This window comes from Plantactinospora sp. KLBMP9567, from assembly GCF_033446045.1.
GTDB lineage: Bacteria > Actinomycetota > Actinomycetes > Mycobacteriales > Micromonosporaceae > Plantactinospora.
In genome coordinates this window covers 1-22,147 of the sequence record NZ_JAWQRR010000055.1, presented here as the reverse complement: position 1 = coordinate 22,147, position 22,147 = coordinate 1, and the positions used below count along the sequence as shown (strand labels likewise).

Here is a 22,147-nt window from a genome sequence, read left to right as displayed (position 1 = left end):
CGCTCCTTTCCGGGGCGAGGGTGTGGCGATTCTCTTGGCCAAGGGTGTGGCGGCGCAACCATAACGGTCCCGAATCGGTGATTCGACCAGTTGGTGCGCTGTGGTAGACAAAGCTCCATGCTTTCGCAACGTCGGGTCGTCGTGCCGCTCGCCGCGCTCGTGATCGGGGTCGCCCTGGTCCCGCCCCCTCCGGCGTACGGCGGGGAGATCGACCTCGACGTGTTCGCGGGCACCGGAACGGCCGGCTCGACCGGGGACGCCGGTCCGGCCTCGGCGGCCTCGCTCGACCATCCGGGCGGCGTGGCGGTGGCCGCCGACGGCACCGTCTACATCAGCGACGGCGGCAACCGTCGGGTCCGGGCGGTCGCCCCGGACGGCACCATCTCGACCGTCGCCGGCACCGGTCGGGCCGGCATCCCGGGCACAGCGGTGCCGGACGGGACGTCCGGCACGGACGTGGACCTGGCGTTGCCGCAGGGCCTGGCGATCGGCCCCGACAATGCGCTCTACGTCGCCGACGCCGGCCTGGCCCGGGTGTTCCGGCTCACCCCGGACGGCCGGATGTCGGTGCTCGCCGGCACCGGTGTGCCGGGGCCGATCGGCGACGGAGGGCCCGCACCCCGGGCGTCCTTCGGCCAGCTCGGCGGGCTCGCCGTGGCGCCCGACGGCACCGTCTACATCGGGGATATCCGCAACCACCGCGTCCGGGCGGTCGCGCCGGACGGCACCATCGACACCGTGGCGGGAAACGGGAACAGCCAGCTCACCGCCGCGGGCGGAGCCGCCACCGCGATCCCGGTGCCGAGCCCGGGGAGCCTGGCGGTGGACGCCCGAGGCGTCGTCTGGATCGCCGACGGGCTCGTGGTGCACCGGCTGCACGGCGGGCAACTCGGCACGGTCACGCTGCCGGACCAGCCCGACGGCGCCAGGTGGGAGCTTTCCGAGGCGGCGAGCTGGCCGCCGCCGGAGGCACCGCTGAACAACATCGCCGCGATCACCGCCGTCGGTGACCAGGTCTACGTCCTCGACCAGTCGGCCCGGACGCTCCTGCGGCTCGGCACCGGTGCCGACCTCGACACCGTCGCCGCGCTCGACGCGGCCGAGGGTCCGGTGCTCGGACCGGTGGCGGTGGCCGCCTCCGGCGTCGGCTACCTCGTCGACAACGCCGGCCACCGGGTGTACTCGTTCCGGCCGGCCTCGCCCGGCCCGGAGAGTCCGGAAGCCGGATCGTCGGTGCCGTGGTGGCCGTTCGCGGCCGCCGCTGCCGTCCTCGTCGTGATCGCCGGCTGGCTGATCAGACGACGACGAGCCCGCTGAGGGGGCCCGACGTCCGCCGCGCGACCCACCCGGGCCGCCGGCCTGGTCCGAAATAGCACAGCAGCAGCCGAAGGAGCCTTGATGGCAGAGATCGTCGGTGGGGACCTGTACCACCTCTGGCGAGTGTCCGACGTGCACCTTCCCCGGATCGCGGACGTCTACTACGACGCCAGCCGCGCCCTCGGCGGCGCGACCGGCGACGACGGTGGCGGGTTCCGGGCCAACACCCCGACCGGGCCGGGCGGCACCATCATGTCCAGCGCCGGAGCAGCCGCCTGGGGGGCCCTCCGGGACGAGATGCAACGGATGTACACCCAGACCGGCGGAACGGTCCTGAACGCGGCCGAGGCGCTCCGGATGGCCCGGCAGGCGTACGTCGACGCCGACATGGCCAGCGCCGACGCCCTGTCGCAGTACCTGGCCGACCCGGCGAACCACGACCCGAACAACCCGGCGTCGAACCCGCCCGCCGAGGGCGCCGACGACCACCCCGGCGAGCCCTACCAGGGCTGACCCGGACAACCGCAGACCTCGACCTGGAAGCCGACGGCCCGCACGGGGGCAGTTGAAGGAGCGTCAGCAGTGAGCAGCCAAGTTGACACGCCGGCCGACCTGGCCGGCGGGACGTACAAGGGCACGGTCCGGGAGAAGGCCGCCCAACTGAAGCAGGAACTGATCCGGCAGACGCTCGACGACATCGAGTCCTGGCGTAAGGCCGTGGACCTCGAATGGGCGCAAACGCACCCCGAGTCTCCGCACTCGCCGATCCCGCCCGAGGAGATCGAGGGATACCGGAACACCGTCCGCAACGAGTACTACGAGTGGGTCGAGCCGGCCTTCGAGAAGTACCTGGAGCCCGACCCGGACGCCACGAACGGGATGATCACCGCGCTGCGTACGATCGAGAGTTCGTTCGAGGGCAGCCAGGACGACGCAGGCAACTTCAGCGGTGCCAGCCCGGCGCTGTCCCGGATCAACGACGTCCGCACCGACATGAGCCAGTGGCAGGGCGACCTCCAGGTCAACTTCATCGACAACTTCCTCACCCCGTTGCAGACCGCGTCGGTCAACCAGGCCGCCGTCGCGAAGGTCGTACGCGAGCAGCTCGAATGCAACAAGATCCTCTACATCCGGTACCGCAAGGGCGTGCTCGAACTGCTCGACAAGTCGATCCAGGCGGTGCAGACCCTGAACAACGGCAAGGACCCGAAGAGCTTCACCTGGGGAACCCTGGTCGGGATCGCGGCCGGTACCGCCCTGACGATCGGTACGGGCGGCATCGCGGTCGCCGGCGCTGTGCTGATCATGGGCAGCACCATCTCCCAGGGCCTGGTCCCCGATCCGCCGAAGACCAACGAGCTGAGCGCCCCGACGGCGCAGGAAGTCGCCGTCAAGGTCTCCGAGGCCATGTCCAAGATGGACGGCGACATGATCGAGGAGGAGCGGAAGGTCGAGCAGGCGCTGAAGAACCTCCTCGACGCCATCGGGGACGCCCGCACCGGGACGGGTCCACTCACCGTGCCGGAGCCCGCGATCAGCTCCGCCCGGCCCGGCGAGATCACCGACGGCTCGCTGCGCCCGCACGACTGACCGAGACGAGGTAGGTAAGCGCCACCGGCAGGCGCCGCGCCATGCCGGGGCCCGCTCCGGTTCACCGAAGGGAAAGACGGCGAACCGGAGCGGGCCGGTCGGGTGACGAGGCGGTCAGCGGCGGCGGGGAACCCAGTAGAGAATCTGGCCGGTAATCAGCGCCGGATGCGTGTCGGGTAGCGCTTCCAGGGCCCGGGCAAGGTGCGCGGCGAGGTACATCATCAGTCCCACCCGGTCACCCCGGAAGCCGATCAGCAGGGACAGCCGTGCCGGTGGGCAGGGCCAGGGGTCGGAGCAGGTCCGGCAGTGGTACGCCTGCGCCGGGAGGTGCCGGCCGGGCGGGTACTGGCGTTGCCTCCGCCGCATGGCGCGGTACCAACGCTCCTGCGGCCCGATCACCGGTCACACCCGCTCCCCGTGCCGGGCACGCGCAGCCTGTGCCGGGGTCAGTGCCCCCGCACGGCCGTTTCCCAGGTAGGGGCGGGTCGGCGCATCCCAGGTGGGACGGCGGTTGTTCGCCCGGAACCGGACCGGCGAGGGCAGTGCGTCCCGGCCCGATGGCACCGGGGTTCTGGCGCGCAGAACGGCCCGGTACGCCGCGCTGGTCAACGGCGGCACCATCGGTGCGTACGGCATCGGCACCAGGTCGACGGAGTCCGGGCACCGCCAGCGGAGGCCACAACGGCAGTACCGCCAAAACCGGCGCCAGTTCCGGTGATGATACGGCTTCGTCCCGCGACCGAGTCTCATGCTGTCTCCCATCGGTGGAATTGGCCGAGGCGGCGTCTCGGTCTGCTCGTTCCGGGCGCCGCACCCGTCGGCATTTCCGTCCCTGCCAAGTGGGCGGAAACGGAGCGGAATTGCCTTGTTCCACCTTGGACGTACAGGCCCTACGCTGGGAACACGTCGCGCGTCTATGGATGACGCTGGCAGATTTCCGGGGCGCCTGAATGGCGTTGAAGAGCCGTGAGTAATTGATCTATCTTCTGGGGAATCCTGATGATCGAAGTACCGGAACCACTGGCCGCCTTCATCGTTGTCGAGATCCGCCGAGGAAGGCAGGCGGCCAAGATGACACAGGAGGCGTTCGGGCGGGCGGCGAACTTTTCCGCCACCCACGTGAGTGCCGTCGAGAACCGGACTCGCGCACTGACGATGGACTTCATCGTCGGCGCCGACCGTGCGCTGAAGACGGGCGGCGTGTACGAACGCCTCGTGATCACCCTCGGCGTGCCAACCTGGCTGCGCGAATGGATCGACCACGAGCGCGAGGCGGTCGCCCTGCGATCGTTCGAGAACGCCGTGCTGCCGGGCCTTTTCCAGACCGAGGCTTACGCCCGCGCAGTGCTCGGCGCTGGACTACTCACCGCCGAGCAGCTACAGCAGAAAGTAACGGAACGGCTGGACCGGCAGTCCATCCTCACCCGCGACGATCCGCCGCAGGTCATCGCGATCGTGGACGAATCCGTCATCCGCCGGGTCATCGGCGGGCGCGAGGCGATGCGGGAACAGTTGGCGCGCCTGCTCAAGCTGGGCACCACTCCCCTGGTGCAGATACAGGTAGTACCCGACAACGTCGGGGCGTACCTTGGGCTCAGCGGGCCGTTCGTATTGGCGACCCTGGCGAGCAACGTAGACGTGGGCTACATCGACAGCCAGTTGCACGGGAAGGTTCTCGAGCAACCAGCCGACGTGTTGCAGTTGCGTCGAGCGTGGGACGCCATCCGGGGCGGTGCGCTGGCAGTCCCGCAGTCAACCGAGTTGATCACGAGGGTGATGGAACAGCTATGAACCTGACCGGCGCCGAATGGCGCAAGAGCACCCGTAGCAGCCCCAACGGCGGGAACTGCGTCGAGGTCGCCCGCAACCTCCCCGGCATCGTCGCCGTGCGAGACAGCAAGGACGTGACCGGCCCCGTGCTCGCCTTCGCGCCAACCGCCTGGCGCGCCTTCGTCGGCGAGGTCACCCGGCGTTCGTAGCGCCACGAATGGAGCAGCTATGAACCTGACCGGCGCCGAATGGCGCAAGAGCACACGCAGCAGCACCAACGGCGGAGACTGCGTCGAGGTCGCCCGCAACCTCCCCGGCATCGTCGCCGTGCGAGACAGCAAAGACGCGAGCGGCCCCGTGCTCGCCTTCGCCCCGACCGCCTGGCGCGCCTTCGTCGGCGAGGTCACCCACCGTCGTCCCTAGCACTGCCGACAGGGACACGACGAGCGCCCTGCCCCCGGACGAAACCGGGCGGTGGGGCGTCGCCGCTTGCACGTCCAGATGAGACGGTACGCGTACGGGTCAGGAGATCTCGGCGAGCATGCCTTCGCAGCTTCGTACCACGATCCGGGCGGCGCGGCGCTGGTCGACGCCGCGCAGCGGATCCTCGGCCAGGTCCTGCCAGCGGCGTACCGCCGCCGAGCCGCGCGCCCACAGCTCGTCCGCGGTGGCGTCGTGCTCGACGCCGAGCCGGGCCGCCAAACTCGCACCGTCCCCGCCGATCAGCCGGTTCGCCTCGGCCGACAACTCGGGGTCGAACCGGAGCTGACCGCCGAGCAGCGCGGCCGAGAGCCGCAGCTCGCGGAACTCGTGCGCGCCGGCCAGCACCTGCTCCAGCCGGGCCAGCAGCTCCGTCGCGCCCGGCCGGGGCTCGGCCCGGAGCAGCGACTCCAGGGCCATCAGTACCGCCCGGGACTTGAGCACCGGGGCGCGGTCCACGAAATACCGGGTCATCGACTCGCGCAGCTCGGTCAGGCCACTGCGCCGGACCAGCTCGGCGGCGAGCCGGGCCCGGCTGTCGGAGCCGGTCCGGACCAGCGTGGCCGACAGGCGTACCCCGAAGATGCCGAGCCGGTCGAGGAGCCGGCGCCGGGTTTCCACGTCGAGCGGGATCGGGAGGTCGGCGGCGAGGAACCGGTCGGTGGAGAGCAGCAGCCGATCGGTTTCCGCCCGGGGCAGCCCGGCCAGCGCGGCGAGCGCGGCGTACTCCGACTCGCTCAGCATCCGGCCGGCGAGCGCGACGAGCCCGCCGAGCGCGACCACGCTCAGGCAGTGCGCGCTGACCCGGGGGTCGCGACGGTGCCGGCGGGCGAGCTGCCGGGCCGTGAGCAGCGCGTCGACCCGACCGCCGGCGAGTTCGTCCACCCTGGACAGCACCAGGAGTACGTTCACCGGCGCGGCCCGGGCCACCGAGCCCGGCTGCGCCGTCTGGAACGGCCGCAGGTCGTCCCCGCTGCCGTCCCGGCTCAGATAGAGCACGGCGTCCGCCTCGCGGACGATCCGCTGCACGGTCGCCGCGCCGCCACCGGGCCCGTCGACCAGTTCGGCGTCCCCACCGGCGGTCGGCCCCGCCCCGAGCGCCAGCCGCCCGTTGCCGGCCGGGGTCTCCTCGCCGGCCGTCCGGGTGCCGTCGGCCCGGTGGCTGACCGCCGGGGTGTCGATCAGTACGGCGTGCCGCAGCGCCCGGGTCGGCCACTGCACCACGATGTCGTCGACCTGGTCCCAGCGCCCGCCACCAAGATCCACCCGCATCCCGCTTGCGGTACGGGTCACCGCGAGGTCCCGGGGCGCACCCCCGGTCGGGTACGCGGTGACCCGGGGCTCCGGCCCGTCCTCGTACCAGGTGAAGACCTGGCGGCCGTCGGCCACCTCGACCGGGGCGACCGCCTCGCCCATCACGGCGTTGACCAGCGTCGACTTGCCGGAACGCCACGGGCCGGCCACGGCGATCCGCAGCGGCTCCTCGAACCGGGCGAACTGCCGGTGCAACTGCTCCACCGCCCGGGGGTCGTTGCCGTAGACCTCCAGCGCCTCGTGCACCAACCCCCAGGCAGCCTCGTCCAGCCGGCCGACCCGGCTCGCGCTCACGGCCCGGGCTCCAATCCGGTGCGCCCGGTGCCGAGGGACTGCGCGCCGGTCAGCGCCTGGGCCTTCTCGTAGAGGTCGGCCAGTCGCTTCATCTCCAGCGCGAGCCGGCGCTGCCGCTGGTCGCGTTCGGCCGCATCGGCCTCGGCCGCCTGCTTGGCGCTCCGGAACGACCGTACGATGCCCTCCTGCAATTCCTCGGTCAGCCCGGTGAAGTGGTCCCGGAGCATCCGCTGCACCTGCCGGGCGGTGTCCTTGCAGTCCTTGCTCAGCCGGAGGAAGAAGTCGTCGACATGCCGCTGGGTTGCCGTCTTGACCGCCGCCTGCCGGCGTTTCAGCAGCGACTTTCCCTCGTCACGGACGCTCTTGCCGCCGAACAGCGCACCGGCGCCGAGCGAGATCGGGTTGATCAGCGGCATCCCGGCCAGCGTGGTGGCCAGGCCGAACATCAGCACGCCGCCGTACGAGCCGCGCAGCCCGGTGACCAGCTTCTGCGTCCGGGTGAACTTCTCCACGGTGGGCTGCTCCATGATCTGGATCCGGTCGCTGAGGTTCTCCGGTACCCGTACCGACCAGCTCGGCAACGCGTCGAAGCCGTACCGGTCGAACTGGCTGGCGACCCGGTTGGCGATCCAGCCGCAGCGCTCGGCCAGCCACGCGTAGTTGGCCTCGGCCGCGTCGGTGAGGTTTTCGGTCAGCCACTCCTGGAAGGTGTCCCAGCCGGTCAGCGGGTCGGCCTTGTCGAACGCCTCGTCCACCTTGCGCAGGATCTGCCGGGTACGGTCGCGCAGGTCGTATTCCACGTCGGAGATCAGGTCGGCCATCTCGTCGTTCAGGGTGTTCTGCCAGCGCACCGAGCAGCGGCGCAGCTCGTCCACCTCGCGCTGGGCCGCGTGCAGTTTCGAGATCGGGCCGGACTGCTCGACGGCAGCCTCCTTCGACACCACCAGTTCGGCGCGGATCGGCGCCGCGAGCTGCTCGATGACGGTCCGGGCGCTCAGCGCCACCGCCGCCCGGGCCAGCGCGTCGGCCTTGCCGGCCTGGTCGCGCTTGATCCTGTTGATCAGCTCGGGGAAGTGCGACTCGGCGTTGAGCTGCTTGTCGTTGCTCCGGGCGGCCTGCAACCGCAGTGTCGCGGAGACCGGGATCAGCGCCGCCGGTACGCCCGCGTCGGCCAGGTGCTGCCGGTTGCGCTCGACCACGGTACGCCAGTGCGGCACCATGTCGATCTTGCTCTGCACCACGGCCAGGTTGGCATGCGACCGGGCGATGTGCAGCAGCAGGTTCAGCTCGGCGACCGAGAGTTCCCGGGTCACGTCCGAGACCAGCAGCACCAGGTCGGCCTGGCTCGGCGTGGCGGCCGGACTGATCGCCCGCCCAGGGTCGGTGCCGTCCGCTCCGGGCGTGTCGACGAGGACGAGTCCCGAGGCGAGCAATGCCCGAGGGATGCCGATCTCGGCGTGCTCCAGCCCACCACCCGGCCGGCGCCCCACGGTCCCGCCACCGGTGACCGTACGCCCACCGCCGGCCGCTCCGGCGGCGGCCGAGCCGGCCGGTAGGTCCCCGATCCCGCCGCTGCGACCGCTGATCCGGGCCACGATCTGCTCGATCGGCAGGGCGAGCCGCTGTGCCGGGCCGGGTACTGCCGTGCCGGGACGCGCACCGGACACCGGAGCGTTGGCCGGACCCGCCGGGCCGGTCCGCTCCGGTGGCCCCTGCGGGGCGCGTCGCCGGGCCGTCGGCCGCTCCGGATCCTGACCGTCCGCCGGCCGCCGCGCCGGCTGGTCCGGTGCCTGCGGCGGGCTCCAGACCAGGGCGGCGGTCGGCGTCTCGGCGTGCCCGACCACGGTCGGGATGGTGGTGCTGACCCCGTCTCCCACGGGGCAGACCGAGGCGTTGAGCAGCGCGTTGACGAGTTGACTCTTGCCCTGTTTGGGTTCGCCCACGATCAGCACCCGCAGCCTCGGGTCCAGCAGTTGGGCCCGCCGGAGCCGAAGCCACGAGATCAGGTCGCCCCGACCGTGCGCGCCGGAGACCCGCACGATCTCGTCGAGTACGTCAAGCCAGATGGGCGCCATCACCGCACCAAGTGTGCCGGTTGCGCCGGAATTATCAAGAGGACCGAAGGCCGGACCGTGGGACCACGGTCCGGCCTTCGGTGGGCCTCACGGACTTCCCGCGCTCAGAGAAGGTCGTCCGCGATTCCCAGGAGGCCGCCGGAGGTGGAGGCGTCTACGTCTCCGGCATGGCCGCTGCCACCGATGACACCCGAGGTGGTGTCACTGAGAGTGCTGCCGAGGCTGTCGGTCAGGCCGGTCACCGTCGAGGTGGTGTCGTCGAGTGCCGGCGTCCCGGTCGAGCTGAGCGGTCCGAGGTCCAGCGCGTCGCCGACCCCGGTCACCGTGTCGGTCACCCCGCCGACGGTGTCGGTCACCCCGCCGACCGTGTCCGACACGCCGCGGACACCGAGCGAGTCGACCAGCCCGGTGACGTCGTCCAGCGTGCCCTGCACGGTGTCACCGGCGAAGTCGACCAGACCGATCTGGCCGCCGTCCACGGTGTTCCCGACCGGGCCGTCGTTGGTGCCGACCGCGCCGGTGCTGTCGGTGAGCACCGGGTCGACCACCTCGGCGTCGAGGGTGTCGGCGACGTCCACACCGGTCGGCACCAGCGGGTCGACCAGACCCAGCGGGTCGGAGAGCTGGTCGGTACCGAGCCCCGGCAGCACGCCGTTGAGCGCGCCCGGCGCGACACTGATCGCGCCCAGCGTCGCCGCGTTGACGTCCGAACCCGGCGAGTGCGTGGAGACGCCGAGCTGCGTGGCGACGCTCTGCAACTGGCCGATGACGCCGCTCGGGTCGAGCTGGAACTGGCCGAGGCCCAGGTCGTCGCCGACCGGCGCCAGCGCGGTGAGGCCCTGGACCGGCGCGTAGTCCACCACCAGCGGCACCACGTCCTGGACGTCCGCGACGCTGATGTCGGCCAGTCCGGCGTCGCGCAGCGTCCCCTCCGGGTCGATCTCGAAGGCCGAGCGGGCGTCCGGATTGGTCAGCAGGTTCAGCACGAAGTCGTGCAGTGTCTGGGGCGAGCCCATGTGCCGGTCTCCTCGGTGCGGTCCCCGCCCGGCGCGGGGTCCGGTGCGGTGTCGTGGCGGCGACGGATCCGCATCCGGTGGGAGCGGGCCCGTCTGCGGTGGCGCAGGTGGAGCCTCCGGCGGCGGCGCGCTGCGTTGCGCCGCCGCCGGATGTCTGCAGCAGACGGTAGACCGGATCGACCCGACCGGACATCGGGGACGGCGCCGGGGTTCGGCGGCCCGTTCGCTAGGGCCGTGCCTTAGATCTGCGTTAGGGGCATAGGGGATGCGTTCCGGCAGAGTTAGGGTCCCGATGGCGGATAGATCTCTGGTACGAAAAGATGACTCCCTAACGGCCCACCGGGCGATCCCAGCCGCCCAGGGGCCGTCCCCAGGTGAGGCCGCGACATGGTACGCGCCGTCCTGGGGTGATGACTCGCGGTGAAGGAATGATCGGATGCCCTACGTCCTCGGAATCGATATCGGCAGCACCACCACGGCTGCCGCTGTCGCCCGGCTCCGGGGTAGCAACTGGGATCCCCCCGAACCCGTCCGGCTCGGGCCGACGGGCTGTTCCGTGCCGTCCGTCCTGCTGATGTCGAGCAACCGGTCGATCACCGTCGCCGACCCCGACGAGTACGACGGGCCGGTCGACAGCGGCTGGATCGCGCGTGCCTTCGTGAACCGGATCGGCGACGACGTACCGCTGCTGGTCGGTGACGAGGCGTGCTCGGCGCAGGCGCTCACCGCCATGCTCGCGATGTGGGTGGTCGAGCGGGTGATGGACCAGGAGCGCGAGCGTCCCGAGTGGATCGTGCTCAGCCATCCGGCGAGCTGGGGCGACTACCGGCGGCACCTGCTCGGCGAGGCGCTCTGGGACGTCGGACTCGCCGACGTCGCCCTGCTGCCGGCTCCGGTACTCGCCGCCGCCAGCCACGCCGCGCACGGCTTCTCCGGCCGTACCCTCGCCGTCTACACCCTCGGCGGGCACACCTACTCCACCGCCGTCGTCGACCGGGCCCAGCCGCTCGGCTTCGACCTGCGTGGCGGGCTGGCCGACGCCGAACCACCCGCCGGAGCCGACTTCGACGAGGCACTGGTCGAACACGTCCGCGCCAGCCTGGCCAAGGAACTCGCCGACCCGACCGACCCGCTGGTCCGGCAGGCCCTGCTCGGGCTGCGCCGGGAGTGTCGCCGAGCCAAGGCGGAACTGACCGTCGCCGACTCCGCAGACGTACTGGTCCGGCTGCCCGGCCGGCAGACCCGGGTTCCGGTACGCCGGGCCGAGTTCGAAGACCTGATCCGGCCCGCCGTCACACTGACCGTGGACGAGCTGACCCGTACCGTCCGGTCCTGCGGCCTGGCACCGCACCAGCTCGACGGCGTGCTGCTGGCCGGCGGCTCGGCCCGGATCCCGCTGGTGCGCGAGCTGCTCGCGGCCCGGTTCCCGGTACCCGTCGAGGTCGAGGCCGACCCGCAGCTCACCGTCGCGGCCGGTGCCGCCGTGGCCGGCGGCCAACTGCTGGACCGGCAGCGGGGCAACCGGCCGCCACCGCGCCCGCCAGTGATGCGACCGCCCCGACCCGGCGCCCGGCGCGGCGAACCACCGGCCCGCCGGCAGCGCGGCCGCTCCGGCGACGGCCGCGAATCCGGCCGGTACGACGAGGACCAGGCCCCACTGCCGCCCCGGCCCCCGATCCGGATCACTCCGCTGGAGCTGCCGATGCGGGCGCTGTCCCGCCTCGCGTCCGGCCGCGACAGCATGGTGATCGGCCTGGCCGTGCTGGTGATCGCGCTCGGCGTGCTGCTCGGCACGGCCGCCGGGACGGACCCGCTGGCCGTCGCCGCCCCGGACGGGTGGGGCCGGTGAGGACCGCCTTGACGCCGCGTACGGACACCGACCCCCCGCTCGTGCTGGACGAGCAGACCACCGCCTTCCTGAACCGGGTCGAAGCCGACCCGCAGGCGCCGCTCTGCACCGCCGTACAGGCGGCGGGCGGGCACGGCAAGACGGCCGTACTGGCCCGGCTGCGCCGCGGCTACCAGCAGGCCGGCGTACCGGTGCTGGACTCCTGGCGGGAGCTGACCGAACCCGCTGACCCCGACCCCGTCGTACTGGTCGACGACGCCCACCTGCTCGACGCCACCGCCCTGGCGGAACTGCGCCGGCTGGCCGAGACCGGTCGGACCCGGCTGGCGGTCGCCTTCCGGCCCTGGCCCCGCCCGACCGGGCTGGCCGAACTGGCCGAGGTACTGCACCGGGGCGGGCCGCCGGTGCTGCCCGGCCCGTTCACCGAGGCGCGCACCGCGACGTACCTCGGCACCGTGCACGGCTCGACGGTGCCGCCGGGAATCGCGCGACTGGTGCAGGAGCAGACCGCTGGCGTACCCCGATTCGTCGAATGGCTGGCCCGGGCGCTGCGCCCGGCCGACCGCCGGGCCGCCCGCGCGGAGCGGCCGCCCGCCGGTGCCGAGCGCCCTGCGCCGACCCTGGAGATCCCCCGGTCGGTACTGCTCCAGTTCGCTCCCGAGCTGGAGAGCCTGGACATCGAGGTACGCCGGCTGCTGCTCGCGATGGCGGCCGGCCCGGCGCTCCCCACCGACCTGCTCGGCGCGCTGCTCTCCCGGCACCCGGACGAACTCGACGAGTTGCTGGCCGCGGCCCGGGCCGCCGGGCTGCTCGGGCCGGACGACCGGCTCGCCCCGATCGTCCGGCGCGCCATCGCCGCGCTGAGCCCGGCGAGCCAGCGGGCCGCGGTCTGGCAGCGCCTGGCAGAGCTGCAACTGCAGCGTGGCGGCCGGGTACTTCCGCTGGTCCGGTCGATGCTCGACGGCGGCTTCGGCGGCAGTTGCCCGGCCGGCGTCGCGGAGGCCGCCGGTGACGAGGCGCTGGGCGACGACCCGGCGCTGGCCGCCCGGCTCTTCGCGGTCGCCGCGGCGGCCGGACGGCCGGTGGCGGCCCGCCGGGCGATGGCGGCGGCACTCTCCGCCGACCTCGACTCCGCGCTGCGGCTGGCCGACCGGCTGATCGCCACGCCGGACTCGCCGGACCGGGCCGACGGGGCGGCGGTCGCCGCGACCGCGCTGGTGCACCGGGGCCACCCGGATCGTGCGGTCGAGCTGTACCGCTGGTCGGGCACCCCGTCGTCGCTGGCGTTCGCGGCGCTCGGCGCGGCCGGTGCCGGCCGGGTCGACCAGCTCGACAAGGTCCTCGCCGATCCACCCACGGACGGCCCGCCGACGCTGCTCGCCAGCGCGGCGCTGCTGATGGCCCGAGGGCTGAAGGAGACGCTCTCCGGACCGCCGACCGCGGCGCTCTCCACCCTGGTGCAGGCGTCCGCGCTGCTCGAACCGGCCGGCCGGTCGGTGCTGCTGCCCGAGACCCCGGCTGCGCTGGCCGCGCTGGTGGCCCTGCACTCCGGTGAGCTGGACATCGGCGAGCGGGCGTTGGACCGGGCCGCCGCCGCCGGGCTCGGCGCGGCCCTGACCGCCCGTCGACACCGGCTGCTCCAGGCCTGGCTGCTGATGGTCCGGGGGCGGGCCACCGAGGCCGCCGCGCTCTCGGCGGCGGTCACCGCCGGCCCGGTACCGCTGGAGTCCCGCGACCTGATCTTCGCCGCCGCGCTGGAACTCGGCACCGCCCGCCGCAACAGCGACCTGCCGGCCCTGCAACGCGGCTGGGAACGTGCCCGGGAGGCCGTCGTACGCCACCCGGTGGACCTGTTCACCCTGCTCCCGCTCGGCGAGTTCGCCATCGCCGCCGCCCGGCTCGGCGAACTGGACCGGCTCGCCCCATATCTGGGTGAGGCCCGGAGCCTGCTGGCCCGGCTGGGCGACCCACCACTGTGGACAACACCGCTGCACTGGAGCTGCCTGCACGCCGCGATCCTTGCCGACCGGCCGGCGGTGGCGGACGAGCACGTCGCCGCGCTGGCCGCCACCACCGGGCACACCCGGTACGCCTCCGTGGTGGCCGCCGCCGGGCAGAGCTGGGTCGAGGTGCTGCGCGGCGCCGTCGACCCGGTGCGGGTGGAGGCCGCCGCCCGGGGCCTGCACGGCATCGGACTCTGCTGGGACGGTGCCCGGCTCGCCGGTCAGGCCGCGATCCGCACCTCTGACCGCAAGGCGATGACCACCCTGCTGGACTGTGCCCGGATGCTCCAGGGCCGGCCGGCCGGGGCCAAGAGCGGTACCCGACCGGCGGGTGGTGCAGCCACCCAGGTGGCGGACGCCATCGCCGTACCGGCCGAGAACCGGCTCAGTGAACGGGAGCGGGAGGTCGCCGAGCTTGTGCTGGGCGGCCTGACGTACAAGCAGATCGGCGACCGGTTGTTCATCTCGGCGAAGACCGTCGAACATCACGTGGCCCGGATGCGGCAGCGGCTGAACTGTGCCAATCGCGGCGAGCTGCTGGCCCGACTGCGGACCATCGTCGAGGAGCGCTCCGGCGGCCGGCCGGCCGGCTCCCCGTGGCCCCAGCGGGCGGCACGGTGAAGGGGGCGGCGCGCCGGATGGCGGCATTCGGCTCCGGACTCCGGCGAGGGGGTCCGATCCGTACCCCGGCGGACGCCGCGGCGGTGGACGGCCCGATCGACCGCTCGGACCCGGCGGAGCAGCGGCCCGACCCGGCCCGAGCGGCCGACCAACGGCCCGAGCGAGCCCGACCAGCCGACCAACGGCCCGACCCGACCCGAGCGGCCGACCAACGGCCCGAGCGAGCCCGACCAGCCGACCAACGGCCGAACCGGCCAGGGCCAGCGGAGCAACCCGGCAACGGGGCGCGCCCCACCGAACAGCCGGCGGCACGGCCCGGCAACCCCGAACGCCCCGCCGGACAGCCGGCGGCACGGCCCCGCACCCCGGTACGCCCCACCGAGCAACCTGCCGACCGGACGCGGCGGGGGGAACAGCCGGCCGATCGGGCCCGGTCCACGGAACAGCCCGGCGGCCGGCCACGGCCGGCAGGTCAGTCCGGCGGCCGGCCACGGCACCCCGAACAGCCCGGCAACCAGGCACGACACCCCGAACAGCCGGGCGGTCGGGCGCGGAACTCCGCGGAGCCTGGCAACCGGGCCAGGCCGGGGGAACAGCCGGCCGGTCCGGCCGGGCCGGCGAAGCGGCAGGTACCCGGAGGTAGGCCCGGCTCCGGGCCCGGCGGTCCGCCCGGGCGGACCGACCCCGGTCCGGGGCGCGGGAACCCCGGGCCAGCGCGGAGCGAGACCGCGTCCGGGCCGGTACGCAGCGGCTCCCGGCCGGATAGGAACGAAGCCGGACAGGTAAGGGACGAAGCCGCGCAGGTACGGAGCGAGACCGCGTCCGGGCCGGTCGAGGGCGGCGAGACCGGGTCGCCGGGGTCGCCGGTCGGGTCGGCACCCACCCGGATCGTGGCCAAGGGCGCCGCCCTGCTGGTCGTGCTGACCGTGCTCTGGGGCTACGCCACCTTCCTGACCGCCCGGGACGCGATGGACCTACTCGCGGTCCGGACCCTCGGCACCCAGCTCGGCCAGCCGACCGACGCGCTGATCCTCGGCCTTCAGGCGGAACGCCGGCTCAGCGTGGTCGCACTGGCCGCACCGGGCCGGCACCGGGCCGCTCTGCTCGAACAGCGCACCCGCACCGACGCGGCGGTCGGGGCGCTGCGGCGGTTCACCGACCGGACGGATCTCCGGCTGGCCACCGTCGGCGCGGTGCGGGAGCGGGCGGCGGAACTGGTGCGGCGGCTGGACGACCTCCGGCCGCTCCGCGACGACGTCGACGGCGGCCGGGTCGACCGGGCCAGCGCCGCCGCGTCGTACGGAAACATCATCGACGCCGGCTTCGCCGTGTACGGCTCGCAGTGGGCCAGCCGGCAGAGTGACCTGATCGAGGAGACCCGTACGCTCCTCGCGCTGTCCCGCGCCGCCGAGCTGCTCTCCCGGGAGGACGCCCTGGTGGCCGGGGCGCTCGCCGCACCCCGGTTGACCGGGGCGGAGCACACCCGGCTCGCGGACCTCGTCGCGGTGGCCCGGTTCGCCCGGGCCGAGGCGGGGGCCGGACTGCCCGGGGCGGAGCGGGCCGACTACGAGCGGCTGGTCACCGGTCCGGTCTTCGCGACCCTGCACGCCGCCGAGACGGAACTGCTGGATGCCGACTGGGACGGCGGAAGCCCACCAGTCCCGCCCGCCCGCTGGCAGGCGGCGACCGAACCGGCCCTGTCCGAGCTGCGGACCCTGGTCGCGATCGGAGTACGGGACAGCGTCGACCGGGCCACCCAGGGCGCGGCCGGGGTGATCGTCCGGGCCGGCCTGGTCGGTGGCCTCGGCCTGGTGGTGCTGGTGGCAGCCGCCGTACTGACCGTGCGCGGCACCCGGCGGATCGCCGCCCGGCTGGACGAGCTGGACAGCGAGAACACCACGCTGAGCAGTGCCCGGGACGACCTCGCGGCGGAGCTGGCCACCCAGCGGAACCGGGCCGCCGAGCTGACCGGCCGGGCCGCCGAGCTGGCCGTCCAACGCAAGCGGCTCGCCAGCCAGCGGGAGCAGCTCGTGGCGCAGACCGGACGGCGGCAGGCGGAGACCGAGCGGGTGGCCGAACGCGCCGCGCAGATCTCGGCCCGACTCGCCGCGCACCAGCGGGCCCGCGAGGTCAACGCCTGGTTGACCCGGGAGAACCAGAGCCTGCTGCACCGGCAGATCGGCCTGCTCGACGCGATGGAGCGGCGGGAGACCGACACCGAGGAACTGGCCGAACTGTTCCGGCTCGACCACCTCGCCACCCGGATCCGGCGCAACGTGGAACAGCTCATCAGCCTCTCCGGAGGTACGCCGGGCCGGCGCTGGCGGCGGCCAGTGCCGCTGGTCGACGTCGTACGGGGTGCGGTGGCCGAGGTGTCCGACTATCCACGGGTACTGGTGGCCCCCAACTGGTCGGGGGCGGTCGCCGGGCGGGCCCTACCCGACCTGATCCACCTGCTGGCCGAGATCATCGAGGCCGCGCTCTCCGGCTCGGCCCCGACCACCACGGTCCGGATCGCCGGCGAGGTACGCGACGGCGGTCGGGCGATCATCGTCAGTGACGACGGCGTCGGCCGGGGCCCCGCCGAACTGGATGCCGTCAACGAGTTGATCCGGGACACGCCCAACACCGGGCCGCTCAACGGCGCGGTCGGGATGTACGTGATCGGCCGGCTCGCCCGCCGGCACGGCGTCACCGTCGAATTGACGGCCGGGCCTCGGGGCGGGACGGCCGCGATCGTGCTGGTGCCGGCTACGCTGCTGGTCGAGACATCCGAGCCCGAACCGACGCCTGCCCCGGGCACCACCACCGCATCGGGGCGGCCGACCGACACCGCCGTCGGACAGCCGACTGGTGCGCTCCGACCTGGGGCCGCCCCGGCTCTGCCGGTCCGGATCCGCCGTCCGGATCCGGACGCCCCGGTCGGCACCCCCAGCCGGACCGCCGGCTCCGCTCCGAACGGCGTGCCCGTCCGGCATGCCGAAACTGACTGGTCGGCGACGATGGAGCTGCCGGTAGCGCTCCCGGCACCCACCGACGACCAAACCGAGAGCAGCGAGAGGACGACAGGTGACTCACGCAGTGGTCACGACGGATAACCTGGTCCGGATACTCGACGAATTCGTGGACCGGGTCTCGGCGGCCGAGCACGCCGTGGCGCTCTCCCCCGACGGGCTGCTGCTCGGGGTCTCCCGGGGGGTCGGCGGCGAACTCGCCGACCAGCTCTCCAGTGTGGTCGCCGGGTTGCAGGCGCTGGCCCAGGCCGCCGCCCGATATTCCGGCCCCGGTGGAGTACGGCAGGTCATCGTGCAGATGCATCGGGCCTTCCTGTTCGTGGCCGCGACCCGGGGTGGCGCGATCCTCGCCGTCCGGTTCGCCGGGGACGCCGACGTCGACGAGATGGCGTACGAGGTGGCGCTGGCGGCCGGCCGGGCGGACTCGCACCTGCCCACCTTCCCGGTACCGGCCGATGACCTGACCGGAGGGTGACGCGCGGTGCGCACCGGTGCAGGAGGTCGGCACGACGACGCCTGGTACGACCAGGACGCCGGGCCGGTGGTCCGCCCCTACGCGATGACGCGGGGCAGGACCCAGCCGATTCGGGGACAGTTCGATCTGATCTCTCTGGTAGTGGCCCGCTGGCCGGTGCCGCAGCGCGCCGACCTGACGCCGGAACAGTCCGAGATCCTCGCCAGTTGTCGCCGGCCGCTCTCGGTGGCGGAGATTGCGGCCGCGCTGGACCTGCCGGTCGGCACCGTACGGGTGCTACTCGGTGATCTGCTGGACGCGGGACTGATCGACACCCACGAGCCACCGGTGCTGGACGCGCCCTCGGAGGATCTGCTGGAGGCTGTGCTCGCCGGGTTGCGGGCGCTCTGATCCGCTCGGCCCGGGTCTGACGGGCGGGGGCGGCGGGGGCGTCGCCATCCGTGCAGCGAAAGGGAAGTCACGTGCGCAAAGTTCGACAACGTCCGGCGCGTACCCTGCCGGTCGCCATCCTCGACGTGCTGCTCGCCGGGGTGGCGGCGATACGTGCCCTGGTCCGCCGGGTGGTCGGGCTGCTGCCGGCTCGCCGGAGCGACCGGGTGGTGGCGGGCGTGATCGTCGTGGCGGCGCTGGCCATGGTCATCGGCACCGGGTTCCTCGTCGTCACCCTGCTCCGGACGCCGGACCAGTTCGCGCCGCTGGGTGTGGCGCCGCCGCCCTCCGCCGAGATCGAGGTGGACGCCGGGGGCGGGACGGACGGTGCCAGTGGCAGCGCGACTCCACCCGCCTCCTCACCGCTGCCCCCGTCGCCGACGCCGCCCCGGGACGGGACCCGGAGCAGGCCGGAACGCTCCGCGTCCCCGTCACCGGCTCCCCCGCCGACCCTGGCCGCCCGGTACGCGACCGAGGACGTCACGCTGCTCAACTACACCGCCTCGGTGACCATCACCAACCCCGGTCCGGCTCCGGCCAGCGGCTGGCGGCTCGTCATCACGCTGCCCCGGACGACCCAGTCCGTCGCCGCAGTGGACGGCGCCCAGGCCAGCCGCGAGGGCGCCACCTGGACCTTCGTCCCGGATCAGGCGACCAGTCGGGTGCCGGCACGCGGCTCGGTGCAGGTGCGCTTCCGGGTCGACGGCGCGCTGATCGACGGGGAGCCGACGGCATGCACGATCAACAACCGCCCCTGCGAGGCGTAGCCGCACGCCAGCAGGCCTAGCCACCCCCGGCAACACGCGCAGCCGCCCCCGGCGACCCGCACAGCCAGCCGGCAACCCGCACAGCCACCCGCCAGCATGCATAGCCGCCACCCAGCGGTCGTGGCGGGACGGCAGCCGCAACCTCGGCCGGCGGCGATCATCGGGCCGGCTGCCCCCGCCCGGATGCGGCCCGCCGTCGTGGTGGCCACAATCCGGGTCATGGATCAGACCTCGATCAACCTCGGGCCGGCCTTCTTCGTCGTCCTGGCGGCGCTGGCACTGCTCGGCGCCGGGGTCGTCGGCTGGGCAGGGCTCGGCCCGGGCCGGGCGGTACTGACGGCCTCCGGCCGGGCCGCGATCCAGCTCGCGGCGGTCTCCGCAATCATCGTCCTGGTCCTCCGCTCCTGGTGGTCCACGCTGCTCTTCGTCGTCGTGATGTACGTGGTCGCGGCCGGCACCTCCGCCCGCCGGGTGACCGGTGGACGTACCGGCTGGGTCACCCTGTTCCCCATCGGCCTCGGCGTCGCCCCGGCGCTGACCCTGCTCGTCAGCACCGGCGCCGTACCGCCGACACCGCTGGCCGTACTGCCCACGGCCGGGATCCTGATCGGCGGTGCGATGACCGCGACCAGCCTGGCCGGCCGGCGCGCCCTGGACGAGTTGCGCACCCGGCACGGCGAGTACGAGGCGGGGCTCGCCCTCGGTTTCTCCGACCGGGACGCCGCGATGGAGGTGTGCCGGACCTCGGCCGGTCAGGCCCTGGTGCCGGCCCTCGACCAGACCCGTACGGTCGGACTCGTCACGCTGCCCGGCGCTTTCGTCGGCGTACTGCTCGGCGGTGCGAGCCCGGTGCAGGCCGGCGCGACCCAGTTGCTCATCCTCGTCGCATTGCTCGCCGTTGAGGCGATCGCCATCGCCGGAGCCGTCGAACTGGTCGCCCGGCACCGGTTGACCACCGCCCCGCAACCGGCCGGCTCCGCCCCGACCCGTCACTGACCCGACGGCATCCCGCCGTCAGGCCGCTATCCGATCGTCCAGTCGAGCCGGCCCTCGGCGTCGACGGTCGGACGGTACCGCCCGGAGTACGGCTCGCCGGTCTCCAGCGACTTCGCCACTCCGACCAGCAGTTCGGTGACCGAGGCTGGCCAGCCGTCGAAGCCGGTGCCGTCCTCGGGATAGAACTCGCCGACCCGGCCGTGCCCACCGGGCCGCTGGTCGACCAGCAGGCTTCCGCCGTCACCGGCCGACGCGAACGGTACGAAGGACGGGTGCCACCAATGGTCGTCCATCGACACGTCGACCCGGACCTTGCAGTTCACCGCCCAGTCGGCGGCAATCTGGTCGAGCCGCAGCGGCCGGTAGAAGGGTGGGAGATCGAAGTTGTCCGCCCCGTCGTGCCGGCGCAGCGAGGCGACCAGGTCGGCGGGGAACGCCACCGACATCCGGGCCTGGAGCGCGGCGATCCGGGCCGGTGCGGCCGGCGGGCGCAGTCCGGCCCGGCTGCGCGGGGCGTGCCGGGCCAGCCAGCGCTCGATGCGCAGCCAGGCGGCGTCGACCCGGGCCGTGGTCGCCGCGTCCGGCACGGTGCCGACCACCTTTCCGGCGGGCCGGGCGCAGGCGGCGAGGGACGGAGGCCGGGCCGGGGTCGAGGTCCGGACCGGCATCGGCAGCCGGGCGGTCGGCCCTGCCTCGTTCGGCATCTCCTGGATCGTGGTGATCCGTTGGGTCACCACCGGATCGGTCGGTGCGACGAGGGTCAGGCCGCAGAGCAGCAGCACCGAGGCGAGGAAGACCACCAGCAGGACGACCAGCACCCGCTTGCCGCTGACCGTCCGCCGGACGGGCGTCCGGGCCGCGCGGTGCCCCATCGGCTCCGCCACGATGCGGCTCGGCCTCCCCGGCCCCGCACCGGACCCCGGCCCCGCACCGGCCGCCGTCCCGCTGTCCGACGGCTCCGCCCCGACAGCCGAACGTTCCGCCGACCCGCCGGCCGACGGCGGCTGCCCCGACCCGCCGGCCGACGGCGCCGCCCCAGCAGCCGACGTGGCACCAGCGGCCGACCGCTCGGCAGGGTCGGTGGGCGGCGTGGCTGGTGGTGCGCCCCCGGACGGCGCCGGGGTCGGGCGGCGGCCGGCGTGCAGCAGCGGATCGAGCCAGCCCGGGGCCGCCGCCCGGAGCGCCTCCGCCCGGAGCGCCTCCGCCCGGTCGGCCGCGTCCGCCGGAATCCGGCCGGCCAGCCCGACCGGCAGGCCGGCGAGTTCGTCACCGTCGCCGACCGCGACGACCGCACCGGTGAGATCTCGTCCGGCGAGGACGTCGAGGGCCAGCGTGGTGTGGTTGGCCGCGTCGGGCCCCAGGTCGGCGACGAGCACCACCGGAGCGCCGAGCGCCCGGGCCAGGTCCGCGAGGGTCCAGCCAGCGCGACCCAGCGGTACGACGAGACCGGGCGCCCCGGTCACCAGGACCAGCCCATGGGTACGCGACAGCGCCCCGACGAGCCCGACCAGGTCGTCCACGCGTACCGGGTCGACGGCACCGGCGCGTATTTCGAGGTAGCTGGCAAGGTTGTCCCGCAGCGGTGCGGGCGGTACGTCGGAACCGTCGTCGACGATCCGGAGCACGGCCGCCCGGGCCGTCGACACCGCGCAGAGGGCTGCGGTGGCCACGGCCCAACTCGTGGTCGACGAGGTCGTGGCGACCACCCACGGTCCACCGTCCGGCCAGGACATCGACGCCTCCCCAGGTCGCCCGCAGCCTACCGAACCGCCCGGTACGCGGGGACCGCTCGGGCCAGCCGGCAGTGCCGCCAGGGCACCCGCGCCCGTTTCGCTCGGGACACCGGCGGGCACTTAGGAGTCGGCGAGGTGCGGAGAGCACCTCGGCGAGAAACTGGAGGACACGATGGGCATGGGAGACAAGATCCGGCACAAGATCGAGGAAGTGGCCGGAGCGGCCAAGGAGAAGGCCGGCGAGGCGACCGGCAACGAGCGGCTTCGCGCCGAGGGCGCCACCGAGCAGACCGAGGCGAACGTCAAGCAGGCCGGTGACCACGTGGGCGACGCCGCGCGGGACACCCGGGACGCGTTCCGGCCCTGAGTTCCAGCCCGGACCCGGGTGGTGGATGCCTCGACCC

Annotated in this window: 20 protein-coding genes; 14 read left to right on the top strand and 6 right to left on the bottom strand. The window is 73.7% G+C overall.

Translation table 11 applies throughout. The features are described 5' to 3' along the window. Nucleotides 1-117: 117 nt before the first annotated feature. The 3 genes from R6Y94_RS39555 (at nt 118) to R6Y94_RS39545 (ending at nt 2,907) form a co-directional block, all read left to right on the top strand. Nucleotides 118-1,317 (top strand): hypothetical protein, encoded by a 1,200-nt coding sequence (locus tag R6Y94_RS39555; RefSeq protein WP_318401998.1) that lies wholly within the window; start codon nt 118-120, stop codon nt 1,315-1,317. 81 nt (nt 1,318-1,398) lie between these two features. After that, nucleotides 1,399-1,830 (top strand): type VII secretion target, encoded by a 432-nt coding sequence (locus R6Y94_RS39550; RefSeq protein ID WP_318401996.1) that lies wholly within the window; start codon nt 1,399-1,401, stop codon nt 1,828-1,830. 69 nt (nt 1,831-1,899) lie between these two features. Then, nucleotides 1,900-2,907: a hypothetical protein gene (locus R6Y94_RS39545; protein ID WP_318401994.1), complete on the top strand. Its 1,008-nt coding sequence runs from the start codon at nt 1,900-1,902 to the stop codon at nt 2,905-2,907. 114 nt (nt 2,908-3,021) lie between these two features. Here R6Y94_RS39545 and R6Y94_RS39540 read toward each other — a convergent pair whose 3' ends face one another. Together R6Y94_RS39540 and R6Y94_RS39535 are read right to left on the bottom strand one after the other, a co-directional pair. Continuing rightward, the gene (locus tag R6Y94_RS39540; protein ID WP_318401993.1) at nt 3,022-3,306 is read right to left on the bottom strand and encodes a flavin reductase; all 285 of its coding nucleotides are present in this window, start codon (nt 3,304-3,306) and stop codon (nt 3,022-3,024) included. 3 nt (nt 3,307-3,309) lie between these two features. Continuing rightward, nucleotides 3,310-3,543: a hypothetical protein gene (locus R6Y94_RS39535; RefSeq protein WP_318401991.1), complete on the bottom strand. Its 234-nt coding sequence runs from the start codon at nt 3,541-3,543 to the stop codon at nt 3,310-3,312. A 363-nt stretch (nt 3,544-3,906) separates the two neighbouring features. On the opposite strand from R6Y94_RS39535, the gene R6Y94_RS39530 reads away from it, so the two are divergent. From R6Y94_RS39530 to R6Y94_RS39520, 3 genes are read left to right on the top strand one after another with little or no spacing between them, the layout of a single operon-like run. After that, nucleotides 3,907-4,698: a helix-turn-helix transcriptional regulator gene (locus R6Y94_RS39530; RefSeq protein ID WP_318401990.1), complete on the top strand. Its 792-nt coding sequence runs from the start codon at nt 3,907-3,909 to the stop codon at nt 4,696-4,698. Next, entirely contained in the window at nt 4,695-4,886 is a 192-nt protein-coding gene (locus R6Y94_RS39525) for a DUF397 domain-containing protein (RefSeq protein ID WP_318401988.1), read from the top strand. Before R6Y94_RS39530 ends, R6Y94_RS39525 begins: the two co-directional genes overlap by 4 nt. 19 nt (nt 4,887-4,905) lie before the next feature. Next, on the top strand, nt 4,906-5,100 hold the full coding sequence (locus R6Y94_RS39520) for a DUF397 domain-containing protein (protein WP_318401987.1): 195 nt from the start codon (nt 4,906-4,908) through the stop codon (nt 5,098-5,100). A 99-nt stretch (nt 5,101-5,199) separates the two neighbouring features. Here the strand turns inward: R6Y94_RS39520 and R6Y94_RS39515 are convergent, their stop codons facing one another. The 3 genes from R6Y94_RS39515 to R6Y94_RS39505 all read right to left on the bottom strand — a co-directional run bounded on the left by R6Y94_RS39515 (nt 5,200) and on the right by R6Y94_RS39505 (nt 9,856). Beyond that, a complete protein-coding gene (locus R6Y94_RS39515; protein ID WP_318401985.1) occupies nt 5,200-6,765 on the bottom strand; it encodes a hypothetical protein in 1,566 nt (521 codons plus the stop codon). Continuing rightward, nucleotides 6,762-8,840: a GTPase gene (locus R6Y94_RS39510; RefSeq protein ID WP_318402101.1), complete on the bottom strand. Its 2,079-nt coding sequence runs from the start codon at nt 8,838-8,840 to the stop codon at nt 6,762-6,764. The genes R6Y94_RS39515 and R6Y94_RS39510 overlap by 4 nt, the downstream gene beginning before the upstream one ends. 104 nt (nt 8,841-8,944) lie before the next feature. Beyond that, a complete protein-coding gene (locus tag R6Y94_RS39505; RefSeq protein ID WP_318401983.1) occupies nt 8,945-9,856 on the bottom strand; it encodes an IniB N-terminal domain-containing protein in 912 nt (303 codons plus the stop codon). A 436-nt stretch (nt 9,857-10,292) separates the two neighbouring features. Here R6Y94_RS39505 and R6Y94_RS39500 point away from each other — a divergent pair, with 436 nt between their 5' ends. The 7 genes from R6Y94_RS39500 (at nt 10,293) to R6Y94_RS39470 (ending at nt 20,010) form a co-directional block, all read left to right on the top strand. Then, nucleotides 10,293-11,705, top strand: a complete 1,413-nt coding sequence (locus tag R6Y94_RS39500) for an Hsp70 family protein (RefSeq protein ID WP_318401982.1) — start codon at nt 10,293-10,295, stop codon at nt 11,703-11,705. Further along, nucleotides 11,702-14,329 (top strand): helix-turn-helix transcriptional regulator, encoded by a 2,628-nt coding sequence (locus R6Y94_RS39495; protein WP_318401980.1) that lies wholly within the window; start codon nt 11,702-11,704, stop codon nt 14,327-14,329. The genes R6Y94_RS39500 and R6Y94_RS39495 overlap by 4 nt, the downstream gene beginning before the upstream one ends. An 890-nt stretch (nt 14,330-15,219) precedes the next feature. Further along, the gene (locus tag R6Y94_RS39490; RefSeq protein ID WP_318401978.1) at nt 15,220-17,427 is read left to right on the top strand and encodes a nitrate- and nitrite sensing domain-containing protein; all 2,208 of its coding nucleotides are present in this window, start codon (nt 15,220-15,222) and stop codon (nt 17,425-17,427) included. Beyond that, nucleotides 17,411-17,818: a roadblock/LC7 domain-containing protein gene (locus R6Y94_RS39485; protein ID WP_318401977.1), complete on the top strand. Its 408-nt coding sequence runs from the start codon at nt 17,411-17,413 to the stop codon at nt 17,816-17,818. Before R6Y94_RS39490 ends, R6Y94_RS39485 begins: the two co-directional genes overlap by 17 nt. A 6-nt stretch (nt 17,819-17,824) precedes the next feature. Continuing rightward, on the top strand, nt 17,825-18,208 hold the full coding sequence (locus R6Y94_RS39480) for a DUF742 domain-containing protein (protein ID WP_318401975.1): 384 nt from the start codon (nt 17,825-17,827) through the stop codon (nt 18,206-18,208). 71 nt (nt 18,209-18,279) lie between these two features. Next, nucleotides 18,280-19,014, top strand: coding sequence for a cellulose binding domain-containing protein (locus R6Y94_RS39475; RefSeq protein WP_318401974.1), 735 nt, complete (start codon nt 18,280-18,282; stop codon nt 19,012-19,014). 219 nt (nt 19,015-19,233) lie between these two features. Then, on the top strand, nt 19,234-20,010 hold the full coding sequence (locus R6Y94_RS39470; RefSeq protein WP_318401972.1) for an ABC transporter permease: 777 nt from the start codon (nt 19,234-19,236) through the stop codon (nt 20,008-20,010). 26 nt (nt 20,011-20,036) lie between these two features. Here the strand turns inward: R6Y94_RS39470 and R6Y94_RS39465 are convergent, their stop codons facing one another. Further along, on the bottom strand, nt 20,037-21,743 hold the full coding sequence (locus R6Y94_RS39465) for an SMI1/KNR4 family protein (RefSeq protein ID WP_318401970.1): 1,707 nt from the start codon (nt 21,741-21,743) through the stop codon (nt 20,037-20,039). A 172-nt stretch (nt 21,744-21,915) separates the two neighbouring features. Here R6Y94_RS39465 and R6Y94_RS39460 point away from each other — a divergent pair, with 172 nt between their 5' ends. After that, the gene (locus tag R6Y94_RS39460) at nt 21,916-22,110 is read left to right on the top strand and encodes a CsbD family protein (protein ID WP_318401968.1); all 195 of its coding nucleotides are present in this window, start codon (nt 21,916-21,918) and stop codon (nt 22,108-22,110) included. The last annotated feature ends 37 nt before the right edge of the window (nt 22,111-22,147 follow it).

Coding starts and splice junctions, on each gene's coding strand:
- R6Y94_RS39555 (WP_318401998.1), top strand. CDS start 118: ATGCTTTCGCAACGTCGGGTCGTCGTGCCGCTCGCCGCGCTCGTGATC.
- R6Y94_RS39550 (WP_318401996.1), top strand. CDS start 1,399: ATGGCAGAGATCGTCGGTGGGGACCTGTACCACCTCTGGCGAGTGTCC.
- R6Y94_RS39535 (WP_318401991.1), bottom strand. CDS start 3,543: ATGCCGTACGCACCGATGGTGCCGCCGTTGACCAGCGCGGCGTACCGG.
- R6Y94_RS39530 (WP_318401990.1), top strand. CDS start 3,907: ATGATCGAAGTACCGGAACCACTGGCCGCCTTCATCGTTGTCGAGATC.
- R6Y94_RS39525 (WP_318401988.1), top strand. CDS start 4,695: ATGAACCTGACCGGCGCCGAATGGCGCAAGAGCACCCGTAGCAGCCCC.
- R6Y94_RS39520 (WP_318401987.1), top strand. CDS start 4,906: ATGAACCTGACCGGCGCCGAATGGCGCAAGAGCACACGCAGCAGCACC.
- R6Y94_RS39510 (WP_318402101.1), bottom strand. CDS start 8,840: ATGGCGCCCATCTGGCTTGACGTACTCGACGAGATCGTGCGGGTCTCC.
- R6Y94_RS39505 (WP_318401983.1), bottom strand. CDS start 9,856: ATGGGCTCGCCCCAGACACTGCACGACTTCGTGCTGAACCTGCTGACC.
- R6Y94_RS39500 (WP_318401982.1), top strand. CDS start 10,293: ATGCCCTACGTCCTCGGAATCGATATCGGCAGCACCACCACGGCTGCC.
- R6Y94_RS39470 (WP_318401972.1), top strand. CDS start 19,234: ATGGATCAGACCTCGATCAACCTCGGGCCGGCCTTCTTCGTCGTCCTG.
- R6Y94_RS39465 (WP_318401970.1), bottom strand. CDS start 21,743: ATGTCCTGGCCGGACGGTGGACCGTGGGTGGTCGCCACGACCTCGTCG.
- R6Y94_RS39460 (WP_318401968.1), top strand. CDS start 21,916: ATGGGCATGGGAGACAAGATCCGGCACAAGATCGAGGAAGTGGCCGGA.